A 22638-nucleotide genomic window follows, 5' to 3' on the forward strand; every position below is an offset into this window, starting at 1 on the left:
CCCCCGCCCCCCCCCCCCCAACCCCCCCCCCCCCCCCCCCCCCCCCACGACGGCGCGCCCGGGCGGTTCACCCCCCACACCGAAGGAGCCGCACCATGCACGACGCACAGGGACCACCCCGGCGCGCGCGCCGACTCCCGCGCCGGTCACGGCCCGCGCACGCCCTCCGGCTGCCGCGGTCGCGCACCGCCAAGGCGGTCGCCGCGGCCGGCGCGCTGCTGCTCGCCGCCGGCGGGTACGGACTCGCCGGGCCGGCGCAGGCCGCGGAGACCACCGCCGAGGTCTGGATCACCACGGCGGACGGCAGCAGCAAGCTCGCCCCGGCCGCCGGCGCCGCCTTCGACGGCTCGCCGCAGCAGACCGACATCGCCGTCGACACCGGCGAACGCGCGCAGGAGTTCACCGGCGCGGGCGCGTCGGTCACCGAGGCGTCCGCGCGGCTGATCTCCGATCTGCCGCAGGGCACCCGGGACTCGCTGATGACCGACCTGTTCGGCTCCGGCGCCGGCATCGGGCTCGACTACCTGCGCCAGCCCTTCGGCGGCACCGACTTCGTCGCCGAGCTGCCGTACTACTCGTACGAGGACCAGCAGGGCTCCTTCTCCGTCGACCGCGACCGCGCCGAGATCCTGCCGCTGCTGAACCAGGCGCTCGGCGTGAACGGCGACATCCGGGTCATGGCCACGCCCTGGTCGGCGCCCGGCTGGATGAAGGACTCCGGGAAGCTGGAGGGCGGCGGCCTCGCGCCCGAGCACTACGGCGACTACGCCGACTACCTGGTCAAGGCGCTGGACGCGTACGCGGAGGCGGGCGTGCCGGTCGACGACCTGACGGTGGCGAACGAGCCGCTCTTCGAGACCTCGTACCCCTCGATGGGCATGTCGGCGGCCGAGCAGGCCGACTTCCTGCGCGTACTGGACGGCAGGCTCGCCGCGGCCGGGCTCGGCACGCAGCTCTTCGTCTACGACCACAACTGGGACCGCCCCGACTACCCGCTGGAGGTGCTGGACGCCACCGGCGACCTGGACCGCGTGCAGGGCGCGGCGTTCCACTGCTACGGCGGCTCGCCCGAGGCGCAGCAGCAGGTGCGCGACGCGGGCCACCGGGTGTTCTTCACCGAGTGCTCGGGCACCGACAGCGACGACGCCTCGCGGACGTTCGCCGACACGCTGAAGTGGCAGACGGAGAACCTCGTCATCCGCAGCCTGCGCGCGGGCTCGGAGACGGTGGTGATCTGGAACCTCGCCCTCGACTCCGGGGGCGGGCCGCACTTCGGGCACTGCGGCACCCGCTGCAACGGCGTGGTCGAGGTCGACGGCGGTACGGTCACGAAGAACGCGGAGTACTACCTGCTGGGCCACGTCTCGAAGTTCGTCGACCGCGGCGCCGTACGCGTCGGCTCGACCACCGAGGAGCCCGGCGGGGTGCAGAACGTGGTCTTCGAGAACCCCGACGGATCCCGCGCAGCGGTCGTGCTCAACGCCACCGGCGGGGCACGGACGTTCTCGGTGACGGAGAACGGCGCGTCGCTGACGTACGAGCTGCCGGCGGGCGCGGTCGCCACCTTCACCTGGCCCGGGGCGCCCGCGGCCTGACCTCCGCGGGGCCGGCCTTCGCCGGCTCCGTCCCCGGCTCCCGGCCCCGCGCCCCGCCCCCGCCCCCGCCACCGGGCGGGCGCGGGGCCGGGTCATGGGCGGGGTCCGCGGCCGCGGTACCGGCGGCTCGCAGGCCCGGCATCAGGGCCAGCGTGGTGGCGACCGAGAGCGCGCCCATCGCGGCCATCGCCGTCCCCGGCGAGGTCAGCTCCGCGATCCCGCCGGCCACGGCGGCGGACACGCCCTGCATGGTGAGCATCCCTGAGGTGTGCAGCCCGAGGGCCTGGCCGCTCAGCTCGTCCGGGGTGAGCGCCATCAGACGGTCCTGCTGGACGAGGCTGGCCGCGAACCCCGCCGAGGCGACGGTGACCGCGACCGCGGCCACCGCGAGCGGCGGGCGCGCCAGGAAGACCAGGTACGGGGCGGCCAGCAGCAGGAGCAGCGGCACCCCGAGCCGGGGCCGCCAGGCCGGCGGCAGCACCCGGCCGGCCAGCACGTCGCCGGTGAGCATGCCCAGCGCGGCGAGCGCCAGCAGCAGACCTGCGCGACCCGGGTCGTACGGCACGAACTGCGACTCCGCGCCGACGACGAGGCCGTTGGGCAGCCAGAGCGCGAGGTAGAGGACGCGGCGGTGCCGCGAGGACCACAGCAGCCCGTTGACGCGCCAGGTCTCCGCGACCGAGGGCCGGCCGGCCACGCGCGGCGCCCGGGCCCCGAGCCCGGCGCGGCTGAGGACGGCGCACAGGACGAACGCCGCGGCGGCGATGAGGAGCGTGCCGCGGGGGGAGAGCGCGGCCACGAGCACGCCGCCGACGGCGAAGCCGCCGATCTGCATGGCACCGGCGGACATGTTGACCACGGAGCGGCCGAGCAGGTAGCCGTCACGCGGCAGGATCTCGTTGAGCAGTCCGAAGCGCACCCCGCCGCCGACGGAGGCGAGCAGGCCGAGGCAGACCAGGATCGCGAACGCGCCCCACACCGGCATGCCCGGCACGGCCTGCGCGGCGGTGGCGGCGGCGTAGACGAGGGCCAGCGCGGTCATCGCGCCGCGCGGCGGCAGCCGGTCCGCCGCGGAGAGCAGCAGGGTCGCGCCGAGGACCTGGGCGAGCTGGGGGCCGAACATGGCCAGGGCCGACAGCAGCGGGGAGCCGGTCTGCTCGTAGATGTGCGTGCCGAGCGCCAGGCCGCTGATCGTGAGCCCGGCGAACTGGAGGGACGAGGAGGTGAAGAGGGGCGTGAACTCCGGGACGCGGAACAGCTCGCGGTACGTGCGCATGTCAGGCAGCCTCGGGCAGAGCGCGGCGCGGGAGTAGAGTTTCGCCGGGAGGCGAAACACATGGGGTGGTGGCAGGTCGACGCGGACACGCTGGCGTGCAGCCGGTTCGTCGTCTCGCCGCTCGCCGAGGCGCTCGCGTGCCTGAAGACGCTCGCACGGGGCGCCCCCTCGCACCCCGGCGAACGCGCCTGGCTCGACACCCACCTGCCGGCGTACCGCGAGCGGCAGGCCGCGGACCCGGTGACCGACGAGCTGGTCCGGGCGGGGCTGCTGCGGCCGTGGAACGCGGACTTCTTCACGCCGACGCCCACGGGCGCGCCCGGCGTCTCGTTCGAGGAGGAGCTGGCGGTGCTGCGGGCCACGCCACCGGACGCCGCCCGCGCCGACGTCGCCGTCTCCCTCGACGGCCGGCTGCCGGAGCGGCTGCGCCGGGACGACCTGCCGCGGCGGGCGGCGGAGATCCTGGAGTGGGTGTGGCGCGAGACGGTGCTGCCGGACTGGCCGCGGCGCCGGCGGGTCATCGAGGCGGACATCGTCGCGCGCACCGCGCAGGTGGGACAGGGCGGCTGGGCGGCGGTGCTGGACGCGCTGCGGCCGGGGACGCGGTGGCTGGGCGAGAGCCGGCTGCAGATCAACGTGCGGGACTACCCGCCGCAGGACCTCTCCGGCGCGGAACTGCTCTTCGTGCCCGTCGTGCCGCGCACCGGCTGGGTCTGCTGGGAGGCGCCGCGGCACTACGCCGTCGTCTACCCGTGCACCGGCGCCCTCGCCGACACCGGTTCCGCCCCGCCGCCGGAGTCGCTGGGCCGGCTCCTCGGCCCGGCGCGCGCGTCGGTGCTGGTGCTGCTCGACACCCCGAAGAGCACCACGCAGCTGGTGGCGCTCACCGGGCAGGGCCTCGGCTCGGTCGGGCGGCACCTGCGGGTGCTGCTCAACGCCCGGCTCGTGGGCCGGCGGCGGGCGGGGCGGTCGGTGCTGTACTACCGCACAGCGGCGGGCGAGGTGCTCGTAGCGGCGCAGCGGGACGGCGGTGCGGGGAGTGCTCAGCCGGCCGAACGGTCGCGCTGGTAGCCGCCGTCGATGTCCCAGACGGCCCCGGTGACGTACCCGCTCTCCTCGCTGTCCAGCAGGGTCAGGGCCGGCCGGGCGATCTCCTCCGGGGTGGCCATCCGCTTGACGAGGTTGGTGGCGATGGTGTTCTCCTCCAGGCCCGGAATGGCCTGCGCCGCCGCATACATCGACGGCGTGTACGTGCCGCCGGGGCAGAGGGCGTTGACGCGGATGCCGCTGGGCGCCAGCTCGATGGCCCACGTGGACACCAGGTAGTGCAGGGCAGCCTTGGTGGCTCCGTAGACGCCGAGGCCGGGCACGGGGAGCCGGCCGGTGGCCGACGACGTGAGGGTCACCGCCGCGCCGGGCCGCTTCGCCAGGGCCGGCGCGGCTGCGCGTACGAAGACGATCGGGCCGCGCAGGTTGACCGCGAGCATGCGGTCGACGTGCTCGAGCGGCTGTCCCGCGATGTCGCCGGGCAGGAGCGTGCCGGCGTTGAAGTGCAGCAGGTCCAGGCCGCCGTGGGTGTCGACGGCGTGGGCGACCGCGCGGGCGGCGGTCGTCTCGTCGGCCACGTCGCCGGCGATGCCGGAGGCGGCGGGGCCGAGCTTGCCGACGGCCTCGTCGAGCACGTCCTCGCGCCGGGCCACCAGGACGACGTTGGCGCCGCCCTCGACGAGTCCGGCGGCGACGGCCAGCCCGATGCCCTCGCTGGCGCCCGCGACGACGGCGGTCCTGCCCGCGAACCGCCCCGCCGGGCGGTCCCCGGCCCCCGCGGTCACGCGTCGCCCGCCATCAGGTGGGCCAGGAGCGCGGAGTCGTAGTAGTCGCGCCAGGACGTGATCCTGCCGTCGGCGACCTCGAAGGTGCCCATCACCGGCAGCGACTCGACCAGGACGGCGCCGTCCTTGCCCGTCCAGTGCTCGTGGCGCTGGGTGAGCACGGTGCCGCCCCGGCTCGCGATCCGCAGCACCTCTCCCCCGACGCTCTCCAGTCCCGTCTGGTGGCGGAGCTGCTGGAGGAAGCCCAGGATCTGCTCCGTGCCGCGGACCTCCGGCAGCCCCTGGTTGTCCCAGACGCAGTCGTCGGCCAGATGGCGGCGGAAGGCCGGCACCATCTCGGCGTAGGTGCTGCCCATGTCGGCGAAGAACTGCACGACGAGGGCTTCTTGCTCGGTGGCGGGTTCGTTCGGGGCTGGCATGCCCCGGAACGCTATTGAGCGCCCGCGGCGCCCGTCAAGGCGGACCCGCCTTTCTCGCCACCCCCAACTGCCCCATGGCTCAAGGTCGTTGGTCCCGGATGCGGGGCCCGGGGCAGACGGGCTAGGCTCGGCCCCCACGTCACCGGGCGGGCAGAGAGGGATTGTTGTGCAGGACGAGGGCAACGGGCGGGCGGCCAAACCCGGACCGGGCAGCATCGACACCACCAAGCCCAGCATCGCCCGGGCCTACGACGTGGTGCTCGGCGGCAAGGACAACTACAAGGTCGACCGCGCCGTCGCCGACCAACTGCGCCAGACCATGCCGCACATCGACGACCTGGCGTGGCTCAACCGCGAGGCCCTGGGCCGCACGGTGCGCCACCTGACCGCAGAGGCGGGCATCGACCAGCTCATCGACCTCGGCGCCGGGCTCCCGACCATGGAGAACACCCACCAGGTCGCCCAGCGCCACCTGCCGGGCGCGCGCGTCGTCTACGTCGACAACGACCCGATCGTCCTCGCCCACGGCCGGGCCCTGCTGCAGGAGAACGACGACACCTTCGTCATCACCGCCGACCTGCGCCGGCCGCGGGAGATCCTGGAGCACCCCGACGTGCGCCGGCTGATCGACTTCTCCCGCCCGGTGGCGATCCTGCTCGTCGGCATCCTCCACCACCTCCACGACGACGAGGACCCGCAGGGCATCGTGGACGCGTACATGGACGCGGTCCCCTCCGGCAGCCACCTGGTGATCACGCACTTCTGCGACGTCGGCGAGGAGGCGCAGGCCCTCCAGGACACCTTCCTGTCGTTCCTCGGCACCGGCCGGTTCCGCACCGTGGCCGAGATCGAGTCGTACTTCACCGGCCTCGACCTGCTGGAGCCCGGCGTGGTCTCGCTGCCGCACTGGCGCCCGGACAAGCCGGTCCGCACGGACCTGCAGCTCTTCGAGCGCCTGATGGCCGGAGGCGTCGGCCGCAAGCCCTGACCCGGCGGGCCGGGCCATCGGGCGCGTGTTCCGGGGTTGTTGACGGCGTCAGGGTGCGATGGGAGGCTCTCTTCCCGAGCTCGTGAAATCGATTTCTCGGGACCTTCGGGAGGGCCCATGCGCAGTCATCGCGAGGACGGGGACGGGCGCCGCGCGCCGATGAGCAGGGCGCGGTTCCTGAGAACTGCGGCCGGTGCCGCGGTCGGCGGCGGGGTGCTGCTGGGGACCGGGCAGGCCGCGGCGGGATCAGCGGATCAGGCTGCGGCGGGCGCGGCGGCCGGTGCGGCTCGCGGCGGGCGCGGGGCGGCGGCGCCGGAGGTGACGAAGATCCGGGATCTCACCGGGCCCGGCCTCACCACCGCGTACCGGATGGAGGCCACCGATCTGGGCATCCCCGTGCGCACGCCGGACGGCCGGATGCTCTTCGTCTTCGGCGACACCTTCGAGGAGGCGCGCGTCGGCGGCGGCTGGTGGCGCTCGCCCGTCGCGCTGTACTCCACCACGACGGACCTCGACGCCGGCGTGACCTGGTCCGGCGCGGTGGGCGGGGCGGCGGCGCAGCAACTGTGGGCGTACGAGCACGACAACCCCGTCTTCTCCACCGTCCTGCCGTCCGACGTGATCACCATCGGCTCGACGATGTATCTGCACGCCATGGTCAACAAGGGCCTCGGCAACGTCGTCTGGACGGAGATCTGGCGCTCCGACGACAACGGCGCCACCTGGGTGCACACCGGCGCGAAGTTCGCCCCCGACCTGCACGGCGGGCTCTTCCAGCTGCTCACCTGGGGAGAGGGGAACGACGGCTTCGTCTACGTCTTCTCCACCGAGTTCACCCGCAGCAAGCCGATGATCCTCCAGCGGGTGCCCTCGGCCCGGATCGCCGACCCCGGCGCGTACGAGCCGTGGGGCTACCGCAACGGTGCCTGGGCGTGGGGCAATCCGCCGACGCCCGTGCTGGAGGGGCGGTTCGGCGAGATGTGCCTGCGGCCGATGGCGGGCAAGTGGATCCTCACGTGGTTCAACGAGGCCGACTACCGCATCGACGGCATCCTCATGGACACCCCCACCTCGAACCTCTACGAGGCGCACCGGCAGACGCTGGTGTGGGGCGGGCAGTGGGGCAACGAGGACGACTCGCACGTGGCGCAGCTGTACGGCGGGTACGTGATCCCGGGGTCGACACCGGACAACCTGCATCTGGCGGTGAGCCAGTGGAACACGGACGCGGGATGGCCGTACCGCGTGATGCAGCACCGGGTGCGGGGATTCGTGTAGGCGGCGTGGTGTCCGCGGCGGTGGCCGGCGTCCTCGTACGCCGCCGGCTACCGCCGCGGACCCGCCCGGCCGGTGACCACCGTCGCCGCCAGGTCCGCACACGTCTCCGTGGACGCCGCAAGACCGGCGGCGGCGACCGCCGCGCGGGTGCGGGGCTCCTGCCGCTCGCTGGTCTCCACCAGCAGCAGCCCGCCGGGCGCCAGCCACCGCGGGGCCTCCGCGATCACGCGGCGCTGGACGTCGAGCCCGTCGGCGCCGCCGTCGAGCGCGGTGAGCGGCTCGTGGTCGCGGGCCTCGGCCGGCAGGAGCGGGACCTCGGCGGTGGGCACGTACGGGGCGTTGGCGACGAGCACGTCGACGCGGCCGCGGAGGCGGGCGGGCAGCGGCGCGTACAGGTCGCCCTCGTGGACGGTGCCGCCGGCGGGCTCCACGTTGCGCCGGGCGCAGCGGACCGCGGCCGGGTCGACGTCGGCGGCGTGCAGTTCGGCGCCGGGCACCGCGGCGGCGACGGCGGCGCCGATGGCGCCGGAGCCGCAGCACAGGTCGAGCACGACGGGGCGGGCGGCGGCCCCGGCCGCCCGCGCGGCGCGGCGCACCAGGAACTCGCTGCGCCTGCGGGGTACGAACACGCCGGGCTCGACGGCGATCTCCAGCCCGCAGAACTCCGCCCGGCCGAGGACCTGTTCCAGCGGCCACCCCGCGACGCGGCGGGCCACGAGGGCGTCCAGCTCCGCGGGAGTGGGGGCGGCGGCCTCAAGGAGGCGGGCCTCGTCCTCGGCGAAGACGCAGCCGGCGGCGCGGAGGCGGGCGACGAGGGTTTCTGGCACGTACCCGTTCTACCTTGTGTCCCCCGCCCTCCGCCCATCCTTATTTCGCGTCCGCGTAGCACTCCACTACCGCCGTCGTGAACGAGAACACCACCGGCGTGTCCCCGAACATCACCTCCCCCGCCCGCGCCGACGCCGCCGTCAGCGCCTTCGCCACCGCCGGCGCCTCCTCCCGCGGGCAGTGCACGATCACCTCGTCGTGCTGGAAGAACACCAGCTCCGCCCGCATCCCGGCCAGTTCCTGCCGCAGCGCCGCCAGCAGGCACAGCGCCCACTCCGCCGCGCTCGCCTGCACCACGAAGTTGCGCGCGAACCGGCCCCGCGCCCGCGCCGCGGCACCGCCACGCGCGCTCGCGCCGCCGCCGTCGTCCTCCTGCGGCAGCCCCGCCTCACCGTCGTCCGCCGCCTCCGACGGCGCGCACGTACGGCCCAGATGGCTGCGTACGAGCCGGCCCTCCTCGCCGGCGCGGGCCGCCTCGTCCACGTACGCCACGGCGGCGGGGAAGCGGCGGCGCAGATCCGCCAGGTACTTCAGCGCGTCGCCGGAGGTCTGCCCGTAGATCGCGCCCAGCAGCGCGAGCTTCGCCTCCGCGCGGCCGCCCGCGAACGCCCGGTCCGCCAGCGCCTCGTACAGGTCCCGGGTGCCGTCCGCCGCTGCCATCAGCCCCGGGTCGCCGGAGACCGCGGCCAGCACGCGCGGCTCCATCTGGTCCGCGTCCGCGACCACCAGGCGCCAGCCCTCGTCCGCGACGACCGCGCGGCGCACGACGCGCGGGATCTGCAGCGCGCCGCCGCCGTGCGTGGTCCAGCGGCCGGACATGGCGCCGCCCGGCAGGTACTCGGGGCGGAACCGGCCGTCGTGCACCCAGGTCTGCAGCCAGGACCAGCCGTGGGCGGTGTGCAGCCGGTAGAGCTTCTTGTACTCCAGCAGCGGGGCGACGGCGGGGTGGTCGACGTCCTGGAGCTCCCACTTGCGGGTGGAGGTGACCCGGACGCCGGCCTTGCGGAACGCGCGGACGACCTCCGCGGGCAGGTCCGGGCGGACCCGCTCGCCGAACGCGCGGGAGACGTCGTCGGCGAGCTCGGCGAGGCGGGGCGGCTCCAGGCCGCCGGGGTACCGGCCGCCGAGCAGCTCGGTGAGCAGGGCGTCGTGCACGTCGGCGCGCCACGGGAGTCCCGCGCGGTGCATCTCGGCGGCGACGAGCATGCCGGCGGACTCGGCGGCGAGGAGGAGGCGCAGCCGGTGCGGCGCGGCGGAGGCGGCGATGCGGTCGCGCTGCGCGGCGTGGACGGCGAGGACGTCGTCGATGCCGTGGGGGGTGGCCGGTTCGGGGTCGAAGAGGGTGGACTCGGGCTCGCCGCCGAAGGAGCGGGGCGGCGGGTCGTCGGGCACGGGGAGCCCGCGGAGTCTGGCGCAGGCGGCGGCGAGGGAGCGGGGCAGGCCCCACATCCCCTCGTGGCCGAGGAGGATGGCCTCGCCGGCCTCGATGTCGTGGCAGCGGGGGACGGTGATGCCGGCGTCGAGGAGGCGGGGGTAGAACGCGGCCGTGGAGGGCCAGATCCAGCGGTCGGCGGTGGGGTGGTGGCGGAGGGCGTCGGCGGGGTGGGGGTAGGTGTGCGGGGGGCCGGCGGGGGTGCCGTCGGGGTCGACGGGGCGGACGGTGACTCCGCCGTGAGGTCCGTCGGCCATGGCCCAGTGCATGCGGCCGAGTCTGCCACCGACCACTGACAACGCCCCGGCGGCGGCTCGCGGGCCGGTACCGGTTGGTGGTGCCGTAGCGGTGGCGGTACCGGGAGCAGTGGCGGGGTCGGGGCTGGTGCGGTGCCCGGGTGGGGCCGGCTGTCGGCGGCGGGTGGGTGGGGTTGTTCCCCGGCCCCGCCCCTTCCCGAAACCAGGGCTGCGCCCCGGACCCCCTTCGCGCCCGCGGCGCGGCCGCCCGGGGGCTCCGCCCCCGAACCCCGAGGGGCTCCGCCCCTGACCCCGCAGTTACGCCTCCGACGGCGGCAGAACCCGGGCGCGGCCGAAGGGCTACGCCCCCGGCGCGCCGCTGAAGGGCTGACCCCCGGGCCCCACGAGGGCTCTGATACATGCCCCCTGGCGGGGGGCCGCTGGTCAGTCGTCCCGCCACACCTTCCGGCGGCCGTCGCCCAGGGACGGTCTCGTCGCCTCCCAGACCCGTCGCCACTCCGCCACCGGCTTGCCCTGCTCCACCGGCGTCGACGTCAGCGGGAGCGCCGTCGTGCGGCCTTCCGGGAGGGTCAGGCGGCCTTCTTCCGCCGCGCGGAGGGACTGGTACCAGCCCAGGTCCTCCTCCGCCCACAGCGCCGCGATGTGCCGGAGCATGCGGGCGCGGAAGTCCGTGACCGACTCGCCCTCCTGCGGGGGCAGGGGGCGGCCGTAGCGGACCACCAGCCGCGTGCCCGTACGGGTCGGGAGGGCCTTGCCGCGGGGCATGGCCGCGAACGTGCCGCGGACCGCGACCGGGACCACCGGGATGCCCATGTTCACGCAGAGGCGCGATGCGCCCATCTTGAACGAGCTCATCCAGCCGTCGTGCGACCGCGTGCCCTCCGGGTACAGCAGCAGGCTCCAGCCGTCGTCGATCAGCTCCGCCGGCAGCGACACCCCGCCGCGGCGCGAGCCGTAGCGGTCCACGGGGAAGGCGTTGAACATCAGGGCGGTGGTGATGCTGACCGCCGTCGAGGTGAAGAAGTAGTCCGCCGCCGCGCCGACCGCCGTGCGGTCGGAGATGCGCCGGGGCAGCGAGCCGAGGATCAGCGGGGTGTCGAGGTGGCTGGAGTGGTTGGCGACGAAGATCGCCGGACCGCGCAGCGACTCCAGCAGGTCCAGGCCCTCGATCTGCGGGCGGGTCTTGGCCCAGGCGTACTGTTTGAGCACCCCGCGCTGGAGCACGTTGCGCACGGCGCGCGCCGCGGGGGTGCGCGCCCACGCGGTGGGGAAGGTCTTCTGCTCCACCTTCCCCGCGCCGAAGCCCGCCGCGCTGCCGCCCGGGGTGCGGTAGCCGCGGGGGGCCAGGGCCCGGCCGCGCCAGTCGCGGCCCGACCGGACCATCGCGAGGTCGCCGCGCAGGCTGCCCTTCCCCGCCTTGCCGCCCTTCCCGCGGCCCTTCGCGCCGCTCATCGGACGGACGCCAGGGTGAGCGGCGGCATGTGCTGGTACGTGATCGAGGGGCTGGTGCCCACCGTCTGCGAGGCCAGCTGCAGCGCGTCGTTCAGGGTCGACGCCGACTGCACGCCGAGCCGCGATGCCGCGCTGCGGTCGGCGCCGACGAAGATGACCTGGCCCAGGTGCTGCATCGCGTGCGCACCCCAGTACCACATGTAGAAGGGGTGCACGCCGTGGTAGGCGTAGCTCTTGCGGTAGAGGTGCGTGTACCACGGGTCGGTGGCGAACTGCTTCTCGAACTTGGCCTCGATGACCGCCGGGTCGGTCGTCTCGGCCAGCACCTCTTCGTAGAAGTCGATGTAGCTGGGGTGGTGCACGGGGTGGAACTCGTTCGGCATCGGGTGGTAGAAGATCCCGACGCCGCCCTCCCGCACGATCGGCTTGTTCAGGTAGAGGTTGAAGAAGTAGCCGAGGCCCAGGCACATCGTCAGGATCGGGTTCATCACCGAGTTGACGTTGTACGGGCAGATGTACGGCAGCCCGTAGACCGCGACGTCCGCCTGCCCCTGCACCTCGGTGAGCTGCTGGCGGTGGACGTTGCGCAGGGTGATCGGGTGCACCTCGCTCGGCGCGCCGGCGTTGACGCCGGTGACCCCGTACGGCGCCTCCGTCTTGTGCCAGAGCCGGCGCCGCATCGACGGCGTCATCAGCGAGTTGCCGCGCCGGGAAGCGAGGTAGGCGGCCTGGTCGCCGTAGTTCCACTCCCACTCCCGCTTGTTGAGGAAGCGGGTGGCGGACGGGAAGGTGTCGTTGTTCAGCGTCGTCTCGACGGTGAACACCTTGACCTGGCCGCCGATCAGGTCGTGCATCCGGTTGTACGAGTGGTGCATGGCCGACTTCGGCGGGTCGTTGAACGACCGGGAGTGCCGCAGCGTGTGCACGTTGTGGTGGTGGCGGATGCTGCGGTAGCTGGCCAGGCCGACCGACACCGACTTGGGCCCGCCGCTCATCGCCGTCGACGTGATGTTCACGTACACGACGAGGTCGCTCTCGGCCGCCCGCCGGTTGATCTCGACCTCCTCGCCCTCCGCGGTGTCGCCGAGGTGTACGAGGTTGTCGCGGTCCTCGGCGTCGTGGTTGGTGAGGTGCTGCGGGAAGAACGACCGGAACACCCGGTCGCCCACGACGTGCTGCAGCTCCGCCGGGGTCATGCGCCGGTGCAGGGCGTTGGCGGCGATCAGCTCGACGTCGTCGACGCCCTTGGCCGCCGCCATCTCCAGCACCTGCTCGATGATCCGCTGGCGCACGTCCGGGCGGCGCATCGGCGGCAGGGGCAGCGACAGGTCGTCGAAGACGATCGTCAGCCGCATGCCGGCGAACAGCAGCTCGGGCAGGGGCTCGCTGCCGTGCGGTTCGAGCAGCGCGCGGCGGATGACCCCGTCGAGGTCGCGGATGCCGGGCAGCGAGTCGGGCGGGTAGATCACCCGGGTGCCGTGGGGCAGCCGCTCCAGCCGGAAATTCTCGCCCTCGTGCACCAGCAGGGGCGGGGTTCGTTCGTCGACTTCCAGCACGAAGCCTGGTCTGCTCACGCTCTCTCCTCAGTGTGGTCGCCGGCGCCTGCAGCGGGCGGCGGTGCGGGCGTCGGGTGCCCGGCGGCTGCGTACGGCGGTGGGGGGCGGCCGACTCCGGTGTCGGCCCCTACCCTGCCATTCGTGCCCGGTCAGCCGTCCAGGGTCGGGTCAAAGGCGATCTTGACGGAGCCCGCTGAGCCGGCCGCGAACGCGTGCTCCAGCGCGGGGCGCCACTGCTGGAGCGCGTAGCGCTCGACGTAACCGTCCAGGGGCGCGGTGGCGGCGAGCTGCACCGCCTTGTCGAAGTCGGTGCCGGCGCGGCCGTCGGGGCCCGCGTCGGGGTCGTCCGCGGAGACGTCCTCGCGGCGTCTGGTCGTGTACGCGCCCACGAGGCTCAGCTCCCGGTACCACAGCGGGGTCAGGTCGGCGCCCCCCGGAATGCCGGACACCACGACCGTGCCCCCGGCCCGTACGGTGCGCAGCGCGGTGTCGAGGCCGGCGCCGCCGCCGGTGCACTCGAAGGCGATGTCCGCCCCGCCGAGCAGGAACTCCGAGCCCATCTCGGGGCGCTGGGCGAGCGCCGAGGTCATCCGGCGGACGGCGCGCAGCGCGCGGTCCGGTTCGACGGCCTCGTCCGCACCCAGTGCCAGGGCCCGTTCACGCTGGTGGCCGTGCTTGGCGACGACGTGGATGGTGCCGGCCTCGGTGAGCTGCCGCAGCGCCAGCACGGTGAAGAGGCCCACGGTGCCGGCCCCGATGACCAGCACCGAGGCGCCCGGCTCGATCGGCACGCGGCGCACCGAATGGATCGCGCAGGCCAGCGGCTCGACGAGCACCGCGCGCTCGTCCGGCAGGTCGTCGGGCACCGGGCGGAGCTGGTGCTCGTGCGCGACCATGCGCTGGGCCCAGCCGCCGCCGGTGTCGGCGCAGTAGCCGGTCTGCATGCCGGGCGCGAGGTGCCCGGAGGTGATGTGGTCGCAGCGGTTGGTGTGGCCGGCGCGGCAGGCGTCGCACTCGGGCAGGCCGCGTACCGCGCAGGACAGCACCGGGTCGAGCACGACGCGGGTGCCGCGCGGGATGGTCGGCAGGTCGTCCACGGTGGTGCCGACGACCTCGTGCCCCGGGACGAACGGCGTGGACGTCAGCGCCGCCAGGTACGGCGACACGGTGCCGTTGAGCATCCCGAGGTCCGAGCCGCAGATGCCGGACAGGCTGGGCGCCAGCCGGGTCCAGCCGTCGCCCTTGGGCAGTTCGCGCCGGTCGCGGGTGAGCCGCAGCGGCGCGAGCGAGCCGGCCAGCGAGCCGGCGGCCCGGCTGCGGGTGCGGCTGAGCCCGCGGGCGGCCAGGAAGCGCGCGGGCGAACGGTGGTACTGAAGCGCCAGGCTCATCGGGCCTCTCCGTCGGATGCGGTGCGGCCGGCCGCGGGCAGGGCCCGTACGGGACGCGGCCGGGTGTGGCTGATCACGGTGCCCGCGAGCGCGTCCCAGCGGCTCGCGGTGTGCGTCCCCCAGCGGGCGATCTCCCAGCGGTGGCGCTTGGCGTGCCGGAACAGCCGGGTGTCGGGGTTGACCGCGTGCGGCCTGCCCACGGCCTCCAGCAGCGGCCGGTCCGAGTAGCTGTCGGCGTAGCCGAAGCTGGCGCCGAGGTCGATCTCCTGCTCGCAGGCGTGGGTGTGCAGCCATGCCGCGCGGCCCTCACCGACGATCGGCGGGGTGCGCAGGAAGCCCGTGAGGATGCCGTCGTGCTCGGCGAGGCGGGTGGCCTCGATGTCGTCGAAGAGCGGCCGCAGCGGCTCCACGAGGACGTCGAGGCTCCCGGTGATGAGGACGGTGCGGTGGCCGGCGGCGCGGTGAGCGCGCAGCCGGCGTACGGCCTCGGGCATCACGCGGTGCAGCAGCGCGTCGCCGACCTGCTCGGCGACCAGGGCGCGCAACTCCTCGGCGTGCGCGCCCTCGTAGCGGCGGAAGAACGAGCGCATGACGTCGCCGCGGTCGCGCCGCTCGGCCAGCAGGTAGCGGGGCGCGTTGCGGGCGAGGTCGAACAGCTCGGGGGCCCAGCGCCCGCGGGGCAGCGACGCCAGCCGGGTCCAGACGTAGGACTCGACGATGTCGGAGGCGATGATCGTGCCGTCCAGGTCGAAGACGGCAGCCGTGCTGCCGGCGGCGTCGCCGCCGGGCGGGAGCGCGGCGGGGTCGGTCCTGCGGGTCCTGCGGCCGCCGCCGGTCCTGGCCCGCAGCGGCGCGGTGACCTTGGGGCAGTGGACCTCTTCGAGGTACGTGTACCAGTCGATCTCGGCGGGGTCGAAGCCGTGGTCCGCGGCGCGGTCGGCGGGCAGCGCGGCGTTGAGCGCGCGCAGCTCGCGGTCGTCGTAGACGACGGCGGTGCGGGTGTAGACGCCGTACAGGTCGGAGTAGCGGCGCAGCGTCTCCAGGGAGCGCTTCTCCTTGTGCAGCCTGCTCGCCCACTCCTGGGTGCGCTCGGTGCCGGGGAGCTGGCCCAGGAGCTTGTCCGCGAAGTTCGCGGCGCGCTCGCCGGCGCCGAGCGCGAACTCGACCCGGGAGGCGCCGGGGAAGGTCCACTGCGGCGGCCGGACGTGGCCGCGGCCGCTGCTCTCCGGCAGCGGGTCCCGGCGGAAGTAGGAGTGCACGTGCTTGTACAGGTCGCGCAGCGTGAGGGGGTTGGTGGCGCCGGAGCCGACGTGGAAGTAGTGCGGCCCGGCGCCCTCCTCGGGCGGGGCGGCCGCGGCGGCGAGGGTGGCGTTGACGACGAGGTCGACGGGGACGACGTCCATCACGGTGTCCGGCTGGCCCGGCATGTCGCGCAGCAGCCCGCTGCCGTACGCGATGATCAGCGGGTCGGCCATCTTGAAGCCGTCGATCCAGCCGGGGTACGGGTGGCGCAGCGCGCTCTCCACGATCGCGGGCCGCACGATCGACAGCGGCCGGTCCGCCCACAGTTCCTCGACGGCGCGCTCGGACATCGCCTTGGTGAAGGTGTAGACGTCGGAGAAGCCGAGGATCTCGGCGCGGGTGGCGCCGTGTTCGACGAGCCGCTCCTCGACCCATGCGCGGCGCGCGTCCTCGGCGTCCTTGGCGGCGATCTGCGGGCCCGCCTTGCCGTGGTCGCGGCCGGCCTTCTCCAGCGCCTTGCGCAGCACCTCGGGCCGGCGGGAGGCGCGCTCGACGTCGTCGCGGGCGGCCAGGCCCTGGGCCAGCTCGCCGCGCCAGTCGACGTCGTGGGTGAGCCGGCCCTCGCGGACGAGGCCCTGGCCGCCGCTGGAGACGTAGGCGGTGGAGATGTGCACGATGTGCGGCGGGCGCTGCTGCCGGCCCAGCTTCTCGTACAGCGCGACCGCGCCGGAGACGTTGCTGCTGAACGCCTCGTCGATGGGCGGGTCGAAGGAGACGGACGAGGCGCAGTGGATGGCGACGTCGATGTCGTCGGGGAACTCGACGTCCGCCAGCCGGTCGAGCGCGCCCTCGATGACGGTGACGCGCCGCTCGGCCTCGGCGAACGCGGCCTCGTCGCCGACCTGTTCGCGCCAGGTGCGGAAGACGTCCTTGCGCAGCAGGCGGCGGAAGCGGTCGGCGGCGCCGCCGTTGCCCCGCGGGCGGACGACGATCGAGACGCGCGTGCCGGGATGGCCGGACAGCAGCCGCTCCAGCAGCGCCTGCCCGATGAAGCCGGTGGCCCCGGTCAGCAGGACGTGCGCGTCGTCGAGTCGCCCGATGCGGTAAGTCCCCGTCACTCGTGCCCTCCCCTGGTCTGGTCTTGCATATGCCGGTCTCTGTTTCTGTTGCGGACCGGCGTCAACCGGTGGCGGGCCGCGGCACCGCCAGGTCGCCCCGGTAGTGGACTGCGGCAGCTTCGCACACCGCGCGTACGGGCCAGCCCAGCGCGGCCGCGGCGGCCTCCGCCTCGGCCAGCTCCGGCTGTACGGTCAGCGCGCCGCCGGGTCCTTCGGCGACCTTGACGGTGACCTGCTGCTCGGCGCCGGGCGGGCCCACGGCCACCACGGCACTGCGCCGGGGCAGCATCAGGCGCCGGTGGGCGGACCAGCGGACGCCGAGCGTGGTGGTGTGGCGGAACAGCGCGTCGGCGACGGCGGGCCGCACCTCCGCCGCGCACAGCGCGGTGACGACGCGGCCGGGGCGGCCGTGCCTGCCGACGGTCTCGGTGGTCCAGCAGTCCCACGCGCCGGCGGCGCGCAGGGCGGCGAGGACCGAGGGCCACAGCCGCGGGTCGAGGTCGTCGACGGTGCTCTCCACGACGGTGACCTCGCCCTCGGCGGGCCCGCCGGCCGCGGGGGCGGTGCGGGTGCCGACGACGACGCGGGTGATGTTGGGGCGGTCGGGGGTGTCGCGGCGGCCGCCGCCGGTGCCGACGGCCCGTACCGCCATGTCCGGCAGCGGCCCCGGGGCGGCGAGGGCGGCGACGAGCGCGGCGCCGGTGGGCGTGGTGCGCTCGCCGGCGAGGCCGCCGCCGGTCAGCGCGAGGCCGCCGGCGGCGGCCAGGTGCAGCACGGCGGGTACGGGGACGGGCATCCGGCCGTGCGCGCAGTCGACTTCCCCGCTGCCCGCGGCGAGCGGCGAGGTGGTGACCGCGGCGCCGGGGGCGAGCAGGCCGAGGTCGGCCAGCGCGGCGGCGCAGCCGACGACGTCGGCGAGGGCGTCGAAGGCGCCGACCTCGTGGAAGTGGACCTCCTCCGCGCCGGTGCCGTGCGCCTTGCCCTCGGCCTCGGCGAGCAGCCGGAAGACGCGGGCGGCGAAGTCCGCCGCGGCCGGGGCGAGTCCGGAGCCGGCGGCGCGGTCGATGTCGGCGAGGACGTCGGCGAGGTGGCGGTGGCGGTCGGGTACGGCGGGGCGGTGGACGGTGACGCGGTTGCACCCGAAGCCGCCGCGGCGCTCGCGCGCCACGGACACGTCGAGGCCGTCGACCTTGAGCGCCGCGACCGCGTCGCGTACGGCGGCGAGGCGCGCGCCGGCGTCGAGCAGCGCGCCGAGCAGCATGTCCCCGGCCACTCCCGCGGTGCAGTCGAGATGGGCCGCGGCCGTCCCCTCAGCCACCCTGTACCACCCCCGCCGGGTCCCGTTCATGATCACTGGGAGAGCCCTTCCCGTACGTCTCCCCCGCCACACCGGCGCCCCGGGGGGCCTCCCTCGTGTGAGCGACGTCGTACGCGAAGGCGGGGCGTGCGCTGCGCTGTTCAGTCACCGGCGCGTACCCCCACGATCTTGGCGGCGTGCACGGCGGCGCCGAAGCCGTTGTCGATGTTGACGACCGTGAGCCCGGGGGCGCACGAGGCGAGCATCGCGCCGGCGGCGGCGCGGCCGGCGTCGGCGAAGCCGTAGCCGACGCTGGTGGGGACGCCGACGACGGGGGCGGTGAGCAGGCCGGTGACGACGCTCGGGAGGGCGCCGTCCATGCCGGCGACGACGATCGCGCAGTCGGCGGCGCGCACGTCGCCGAGCACCGAGAGCAGCCGGGACAGCCCGGCGACCCCGACGTCGGCGTAGAGCCGGGAGCCGGTGCCGAGGGCGTCGAGGGTGGCGACGGCCTCGCGGGCCACGGGCAGGTCGCTGGTGCCGGCGGTGAGCACGGCGACGGTGCCGCGCGGGGCCGGCAGCTCGCCCACGGTGACGGTGCGGGCGCTGCTGTCGACCCGTACCGGCTCGCCCGCGAAGGCGTCGGGCGCCTGCCGCAGCACCTCGTCGGGGCAGCGGGTGGCAAGCGCCGGGGACTCCGGTGTCCGGACGCGGAGTTCGGCGAGGAGTTGGAGCGTCTGCTGCGGGGTCTTGCCGTCCGCGTAGACGACTTCGGGCACGCCGGTGCGGCGGCGCCGGCCGACGTCGAGGCGGGCGAAGTCCCCGACCTCCGCGACGCCGCCGGTCAGCAGGGCCGCCGTTTCCGACGGGGTGCCGGTGGCGTCGAGGGCGCTGCCGCGCGGCTCGCTCATCGCGTCGGCGCCCCATCGGAAGAGACGGTGCGGGCGGCGGTGCTGACGGCGCCCGTACGGTACGGGGCGAGGCTGCCCTCGCCGAGCGGGCCGACCGCGGCGACCTCGCGCAGCAGCGTGTCGCCGAGGCCCTGGGCGGCGGCGACCTCGCGGTGCGCGGGCGCGTCCAACTCGATCCGGAATCCTTGCTTCAGCAGGCGTACGCGGACGTCGCGGGCGCCCACCCGGTGCTCGTCCAGCGTCTCGCGGACCCGCTCCTCGGCCCGTTCGACCAGGTGCAGCCGGTCCTTGGAGACCGTGATCCCCACCGCGATCCGGGACGCCAGGCACGGCATGCCGGGCTTCTCCGCGACCGGCAGCCCCCACGCGCGCGCGACCGCGCGCACGGCGGCCTTGCCGAGGCCCGCGGCGGCGAGCGGCTCGGCGGCGGCGAGTTCCTTGGCGGCCCGCAGCCCGGGGCGGTGGGCGGCGCGGCGGTCGTCGAGGTGGGTGCCGGTGGCGACGTGCGCGAAGCCGTTCTCCGCCGCGTAGCCGGCGACCCGGCCGAGGACGGTCTGCTTGCAGAAGTAGCAGCGGTCGCCGGCGTTGGCGCGGTAGCCCGCGACGGACAGCTCGTCGGTGTCCAGCACGACGAGTTCGGCGCCGAGGTCCGCCGCCGTGGCGCGGGCGAGCGCCAGCTCGCCGCGGGCCAGGGCGGGCGAGTCGGCGATGACGGCGACGGCCCGGCCGGGGCCGAGGGCGCGTACGGCCGCGGCGAGGACGACCGTGGAATCCACGCCACCGGAGTATGCCACCGCGACGCTGCCGAGTCCTCCGACTTCCGCCAGCAGCGCGGCGGCCGCCGCTTCGGTGTCCGCGGCGTCCGCGGCGTCGGCACCGTCTGCGGCGGTGTCCCGCGCCGGGCCCGGGTCCGCGGCACCGGGCACCGCGGCGGCCGGCCCCGCGGCGGGGGCGGCGGGGCCGTGGTGCGCGGCTGGGCCGGCGTCCGTCATGCCTGCGAGCCCGCCGATCGACGTCGTACGGCGGCGATCCCCGCGGCGCCCGCGACCACCGCGGCGCCGGCGATCAGCCGCTTGCGGGAGCCGCGCCGGCCGGCGCCCGTGTCGGCCACGGGCACGCCGGCGCCGAAGTCGGCGACGCCGCGCTGGACCAGGTTGAGCCCCTCCATGCCGGGAAGCTTGTGCACCTTCTCATCGATCTTGCGCACGGCGGCGGCGCCCGCGTCGTCACCCAGCAGGTGCCGGAGCACGAACCGGGTCTCCTCCACCGGCTGGATGGTGGAGCCGACGGGCTGCCAGAAGCGTTCGGTCACCCAGCGGGCCAGCGAACGCGCGCGTTGGGAGCGCTCCAGGCGCTCCTTCGCCTGGCTCGCGTAGAACGCGAGGTGGCGCGACTCCTGGCGCTGTATGCGGCCGAGCAGCTTGGTCAACTCGGGGTGCTGCTCCTTCTCGATGAGGCTGCCGTACGCGGCGTGGGCGGACCACTCGTTTATGGCCCCCCACGTCATGTGCACGGCGACGAAGTCGTCGCCGATCGCGTTGGCCGCGATGGACTGGTAGATCGGCGCCAGCCGGTCCTTGAGGCCCTGTGCCTCGCGCACCTCGCGGATGTGGTCGTAGTCGGCCTTCTGCCCGTGGGCGCGCAGCACGGAGTCGATCGCCTCGCCGTGCCAGAACTCCTCGAAGGCCCACATCGACATGAACGCCGTCACGTCCGGGTCGCGGTGGGACGGGGTGACCAGCACGTCCCGCAGGTAGCAGACCGTGTGGCTCTCCACGTCCGACATGTAGCGCAGACAGCGCAGCGCCTCCGCGGACAGCGGGCGCTCGGCGAACGCGTCGAGGTCCAGATCGTCGACCTGGACGCGTCCGGCCGTGTTGATGTAGCCCGGTATGTCGAAGGCCATTGCTCTCCCTCCGGCAGGTGCGCCGATTGCGCCGAGTCCATCACGGCACGAAGCCCTTTATCAACATCTGTTGAGTTAGCTCGGGATTCTAGATCGCTGCCGGTCCCGCACGCCACTGCCCCCACCCCTGACGCAGAAGAGACCCGTGAGGTTGACTCGGCCCGCTAATGCGCGGCGGCCGGGAGGGGGCCGAAGAGGTAGCCGTCGATGGTGCGGCCCACGATCTCGGCCAGTTCCGGGCGCGGCAACTCGGCGAGCGGACCGAAGCGCACCACATAGCGCACCAGGGCCGTGCCCACGAGGTGGGAGCCCGCGAGGCCGGCGCGCAGCTCCGCGCGGTCCTTGACGGCGCGGGCGGCGACGCGGGCGACCAGTTCACGGGTGATGAAGTCGCGCAGCACGGCGGCGGCCGGCTGGTATGAGGCGGCGGAGAGCAGGATCGCCTGAAAGGGCCACCTGGTCTCGGCGTCGTCCCACAGATCGAAGTAATACGCGGCGAGCCGCCCGCCGAGCCCGTCGGAGGTGTCGCCGAGGATCCCCCCGAGCACGTCGTCGGGGCGCATCACGTCGGCGATGGCGGCCAGGTACAGCCCTTCCTTGCTGCCGAAGAACTGGACGAGAAGGGACGGGTCGACGCCGGCCTCGCGCGCGACGGCGCGCAGGCTGCAGGAGCCGTAGCCGCGGGCGAACATGCGCTTGGCGGCGCGGATGATGTCCGCCCTGGTGTCCGGACGGCCGGGGCGGGGCCCGAGTGGCCGCACCCGAGGGCCCAGGGTTCTCTTCCCGGTCACGGTGGTCGCTCACGCTCCAACGCAGGTGTGCATTTTGCTCATTGCGTCAAGTCTTCGGTGAACGACCGGCCGGGACAAGAGGGACGGGCCAAAGCCATGGTCAAGAGGGCATGCCCGCGCGACCGGCCCGCGGCACGGCGCGCGGGCGTCGGGGGCCGGCCGGCGCAGGGGGCGCACCCCGCCGGCCGGCCCCGCGCCCGCGCACGCGACGGGGCCGATCAGACGCCCGCGACCGTACGGCGCGGGGCGATGCGGTGTTCGCCCGCGTACACGTTCATGGTGTCGCCGCGCAGGAAGCCGATCAGTGTCATGCCGGTTTCGGCGGCGAGGTCCACGGCCAGGGAGGAGGGGGCGGAGACCGCGGCCAGGACGGGGATTGCGGCCATCGCGGCCTTCTGGGCGAGTTCGAAGGAGGCGCGGCCGGAGACCATCAGGACGGTGTCGTGCAGGGGGAGGCTGTCCTGTTGGAGGGCGCGGCCGACGAGTTTGTCGACGGCGTTGTGGCGGCCGACGTCCTCGCGCAGGTCGATCAGCTCGCCGTCGGGCGTGAACAGGGCGGCGGCGTGCAGGCCGCCGGTGCGGTCGAAGACCCGCTGCCCGGCCCGCAGCCGGTCCGGCAGCGCCGCCAGCACCTCGCTCGTGAGATTCATGTCACCCTCGGCGAGGGGCCAGCGGGTCGCCGTACGGACCGCGTCCAGGCTCGCCTTCCCGCACAGCCCGCACGACGACGTCGTGTAGACGTTCCGCTCCAGTGTGATGTCCGGTACGGGCACACCCGGGGCGAGGCGCACGTCCACGATGTTGTACGTGTTCCCGCCCTCCGTGCCGTCCACCGCCCCCGCGCAGTAGGTCACCGACGCCAGGTCCTCGCCCCGTGCCAGCACGCCCTCGCTGACCAGGAACCCCGCTGCGAGCGCGAAGTCGTCCCCCGGCGTCCGCATCGTGATCGCCAGCGCCCGGCCGCCCAGCCGGATCTCCAGCGGCTCCTCCGCCACCAGCGTGTCCGCCCGCCGGTCCACCCGGCCCCCGCGCACCCGCACCACCGGACGCCGCACCGTCACCCGACCCATCG

The 22638-nt window shown here is 74.8% G+C and carries 19 protein-coding genes; 4 read left to right on the forward strand and 15 right to left on the reverse strand.

Going from position 1 to position 22638, the window contains the following annotated elements:
• Positions 1-95 precede the first annotated feature (95 nt).
• Entirely contained in the window at positions 96-1595 is a 1500-nt protein-coding gene (locus tag LG396_RS15750; RefSeq protein ID WP_308190108.1) for a glycoside hydrolase family 30 protein, read from the forward strand.
• On the opposite strand, the gene LG396_RS15755 is transcribed toward LG396_RS15750, so the two are convergent.
• Positions 1567-2871: an MFS transporter gene (locus LG396_RS15755; RefSeq protein ID WP_225795256.1), complete on the reverse strand. Its 1305-nt coding sequence runs from the start codon at positions 2869-2871 to the stop codon at positions 1567-1569. The two genes, LG396_RS15750 and LG396_RS15755, sit on opposite strands and share 29 nt — an antisense overlap.
• A 60-nt stretch (positions 2872-2931) precedes the next feature.
• Between LG396_RS15755 and LG396_RS15760 the strand changes: the two genes are divergently transcribed.
• Entirely contained in the window at positions 2932-3942 is a 1011-nt protein-coding gene (locus LG396_RS15760; RefSeq protein ID WP_225795257.1) for an ArsR/SmtB family transcription factor, read from the forward strand.
• Here the strand turns inward: LG396_RS15760 and LG396_RS15765 are convergent.
• Entirely contained in the window at positions 3915-4703 is a 789-nt protein-coding gene (locus LG396_RS15765; protein ID WP_225795258.1) for an SDR family NAD(P)-dependent oxidoreductase, read from the reverse strand. The two genes, LG396_RS15760 and LG396_RS15765, sit on opposite strands and share 28 nt — an antisense overlap.
• The gene (locus tag LG396_RS15770) at positions 4700-5122 is read right to left on the reverse strand and encodes a limonene-1,2-epoxide hydrolase family protein (protein ID WP_225795259.1); all 423 of its coding nucleotides are present in this window, start codon (positions 5120-5122) and stop codon (positions 4700-4702) included. The genes LG396_RS15765 and LG396_RS15770 overlap by 4 nt, the downstream gene beginning before the upstream one ends.
• A 166-nt stretch (positions 5123-5288) precedes the next feature.
• Between LG396_RS15770 and LG396_RS15775 the strand changes: the two genes are divergently transcribed.
• Both LG396_RS15775 and LG396_RS15780 read left to right on the forward strand, forming a co-directional pair.
• Entirely contained in the window at positions 5289-6110 is an 822-nt protein-coding gene (locus LG396_RS15775; RefSeq protein ID WP_225795260.1) for an SAM-dependent methyltransferase, read from the forward strand.
• 117 nt (positions 6111-6227) lie between these two features.
• Positions 6228-7388, forward strand: a complete 1161-nt coding sequence (locus LG396_RS15780; RefSeq protein ID WP_225795261.1) for a glycoside hydrolase family 183 protein — start codon at positions 6228-6230, stop codon at positions 7386-7388.
• Positions 7389-7435: 47 nt separating this feature from the next.
• Here LG396_RS15780 and LG396_RS15785 read toward each other — a convergent pair whose 3' ends face one another.
• The 12 genes from LG396_RS15785 to fdhD all read right to left on the reverse strand — a co-directional run bounded on the left by LG396_RS15785 (position 7436) and on the right by fdhD (position 22636).
• The gene (locus tag LG396_RS15785; RefSeq protein ID WP_037742023.1) at positions 7436-8215 is read right to left on the reverse strand and encodes a putative protein N(5)-glutamine methyltransferase; all 780 of its coding nucleotides are present in this window, start codon (positions 8213-8215) and stop codon (positions 7436-7438) included.
• A gap of 40 nt (positions 8216-8255) precedes the next feature.
• Positions 8256-9917 carry a bifunctional 3'-5' exonuclease/DNA polymerase gene (locus LG396_RS15790; RefSeq protein ID WP_225795262.1) on the reverse strand — a complete coding sequence of 554 codons (1662 nt, stop codon included), beginning with the start codon at positions 9915-9917 and terminating at the stop codon, positions 8256-8258.
• A 411-nt stretch (positions 9918-10328) separates the two neighbouring features.
• Positions 10329-11357: a lysophospholipid acyltransferase family protein gene (locus LG396_RS15795; protein ID WP_018836139.1), complete on the reverse strand. Its 1029-nt coding sequence runs from the start codon at positions 11355-11357 to the stop codon at positions 10329-10331.
• Positions 11354-12931, reverse strand: a complete 1578-nt coding sequence (gene larAH / locus LG396_RS15800) for an NPN-dependent hydroxyacid isomerase, LarAH14/15/16 family (RefSeq protein WP_225795263.1) — start codon at positions 12929-12931, stop codon at positions 11354-11356. Before larAH ends, LG396_RS15795 begins: the two co-directional genes overlap by 4 nt.
• Before the next feature lie 131 nt (positions 12932-13062).
• On the reverse strand, positions 13063-14301 hold the full coding sequence (locus LG396_RS15805; RefSeq protein WP_018836137.1) for a zinc-dependent alcohol dehydrogenase: 1239 nt from the start codon (positions 14299-14301) through the stop codon (positions 13063-13065).
• Complete coding sequence (locus LG396_RS15810) at positions 14298-16661, reverse strand: HAD-IB family hydrolase (protein WP_225795264.1); 2364 nt, start codon at positions 16659-16661, stop codon at positions 14298-14300. The genes LG396_RS15805 and LG396_RS15810 overlap by 4 nt, the downstream gene beginning before the upstream one ends.
• 61 nt (positions 16662-16722) lie before the next feature.
• Positions 16723-17979, reverse strand: coding sequence for a nickel pincer cofactor biosynthesis protein LarC (larC, locus tag LG396_RS15815; RefSeq protein ID WP_225795265.1), 1257 nt, complete (start codon positions 17977-17979; stop codon positions 16723-16725).
• Between the two features lie 140 nt (positions 17980-18119).
• Positions 18120-18869: a nickel pincer cofactor biosynthesis protein LarB gene (gene larB, locus LG396_RS15820; RefSeq protein WP_100298296.1), complete on the reverse strand. Its 750-nt coding sequence runs from the start codon at positions 18867-18869 to the stop codon at positions 18120-18122.
• Positions 18866-19861 (reverse strand): ATP-dependent sacrificial sulfur transferase LarE, encoded by a 996-nt coding sequence (larE, locus tag LG396_RS15825; protein ID WP_225795266.1) that lies wholly within the window; start codon positions 19859-19861, stop codon positions 18866-18868. Before larE ends, larB begins: the two co-directional genes overlap by 4 nt.
• Positions 19858-20775 carry a hypothetical protein gene (locus tag LG396_RS15830; protein WP_037742041.1) on the reverse strand — a complete coding sequence of 306 codons (918 nt, stop codon included), beginning with the start codon at positions 20773-20775 and terminating at the stop codon, positions 19858-19860. Before LG396_RS15830 ends, larE begins: the two co-directional genes overlap by 4 nt.
• A gap of 164 nt (positions 20776-20939) precedes the next feature.
• Positions 20940-21566 carry a TetR/AcrR family transcriptional regulator gene (locus LG396_RS15835; protein ID WP_225795267.1) on the reverse strand — a complete coding sequence of 209 codons (627 nt, stop codon included), beginning with the start codon at positions 21564-21566 and terminating at the stop codon, positions 20940-20942.
• Positions 21567-21784: 218 nt separating this feature from the next.
• Positions 21785-22636, reverse strand: a complete 852-nt coding sequence (gene fdhD / locus LG396_RS15840) for a formate dehydrogenase accessory sulfurtransferase FdhD (RefSeq protein ID WP_225795268.1) — start codon at positions 22634-22636, stop codon at positions 21785-21787.
• Between the last annotated feature and the right edge of the window lie 2 nt (positions 22637-22638).

This window comes from Streptomyces aculeolatus, from assembly GCF_020400605.1.
Taxonomy (GTDB): Bacteria; Actinomycetota; Actinomycetes; order Streptomycetales; family Streptomycetaceae; genus Streptomyces; species Streptomyces aculeolatus.